The sequence below is a fragment of the Arthrobacter sp. 05T423 genome (genome assembly GCF_056396245.1).
In genome coordinates this window covers 1-1484 of sequence record NZ_JBFTLC010000088.1, presented here as the reverse complement: position 1 = coordinate 1484, position 1484 = coordinate 1, and the positions used below count along the sequence as shown (strand labels likewise).

The following is a 1484-nucleotide window of genomic DNA, read 5'->3' as shown; positions in this document are numbered from 1 at the left end:
GTGTGGCTGGTTTCGGGTGGCCGCGGTCCGGGACCTTTCCCCGGCGTGAATGGCCTCTGTCAGAAGGACCAGAAAGTGGTGGGCTGGAACCTTCTCTTCAATCTCGCGTGGGTTGTTCCCAGACYTAATCCATTGGGGCAGAGCCACATTTGAAGTTTGGAGGTTCCAGCTATGCACGAGCGTACTCACGTCGGCCTGGATGTCCACGCCCTGTCGGTTGTTGCGTGCGCGATCGATGGTCAGACGGGTGAGATTCTCCGGGCCCGGCTGACACCGGATCACGGCGAGATCCTGGCCTGGCTCCAGGGCCTGCCTGGTCCGTGCCGGGTGGTTTATGAGGCCGGACCGACAGGGTTCGTGWTGGCACGGTTCTTGCGGAAGTCCGGTATTGACTGCGTGGTCGCGGCTCCGTCCAAGCTTCAACGCCCGCCCGGGGACAGGGTGAAAACGGACCGGAACGACGCCCTGCACCTGGCCCGGCTGTTGAAACTGGGTGAGATCACCGAAGTCACCGTTCCGGATCCCGGGCAGGAAGCRGTCAGGGATCTGGTCCGGGCCAGGGAAGATACCCGCGGGGASCTGATGCGGGCCCGGCACCGGGTCTCGAAACTGTTGCTGCGCCAGGGCATTCATTACAGCGGCGGGGACACCTGGACCCAGGCCCACATGTTCTGGCTCTCCCGGCAAGGCTTCGACTCCCCGGCCCTGCAGCTGACCTACGACCTGGCCCTACAGACCGTCACCGAAACCTTGGCCCGACGCGACCGCCTGGACGCAGCCATCACGAAAATCGCCTACGACAGCGAATACACCCCCGTGGTCAGGGCGCTGGAATGCCTGCGCGGGATATCCACACTCACAGCGTTCGGGCTGGCAGTGGAGATCGGCGACTGGAACCGCTTCACCGGCCGTACCATCGGCGCCTACCTGGGCCTGGTACCTACGGAGAATTCCTCAGGCCAACGCCGCTCCCAAGGCGGCATCACCAAGACCGGGAACACCCACGCCCGTCGGCTCCTGATCGAAGCCGCCTGGCACCACCGCAGACCCTACACACACCCATCAATAGTGATGCGCACCCGCTGGGAAGCTGCAACCCCCACGGCCCGGACCCGCGGACAAGCCGGCAACGACCGCCTGCACGATCGCTGGCTCGTCTACCTGGAACACAGGAAACGGCCCGTGGTCGCGAACGTCGCCATCGCCCGGGAACTGGCAGGACGGTGCTGGTCCCTGGCCAGCGAAGCACAAACCGCCGCCGCGAACCCGCGGCCCTGAAAAACTCCGGGATGTCTGRCCCTGGTGTCTCGCAGCGCGTGGAGTGAACTCGCGTCAAGCCTATGGGCAGCCCCCAACGGCCGCGCCCGACTCTAGAGAAGCGATACGCTCCAGCCGAACACCTTCGCCCTGCGGTAATCAACCCGCGCATATTAGTCTGACCACGCCGTCGCCAACGACACGCTGACCACCCGGCCAGACACCCC

General features: G+C 65.0%; 1 protein-coding gene. It reads left to right on the top strand.

Annotation, left to right across the window (positions count from 1 at the left end; translation table 11 throughout):
- The first annotated feature begins 171 nt into the window (after positions 1 to 171).
- Positions 172 to 1278 carry an IS110 family RNA-guided transposase gene (locus AC1DFE_RS24005; protein WP_476908327.1) on the top strand — a complete coding sequence of 369 codons (1107 nt, stop codon included), beginning with the start codon at positions 172 to 174 and terminating at the stop codon, positions 1276 to 1278.
- The last annotated feature ends 206 nt before the right edge of the window (positions 1279 to 1484 follow it).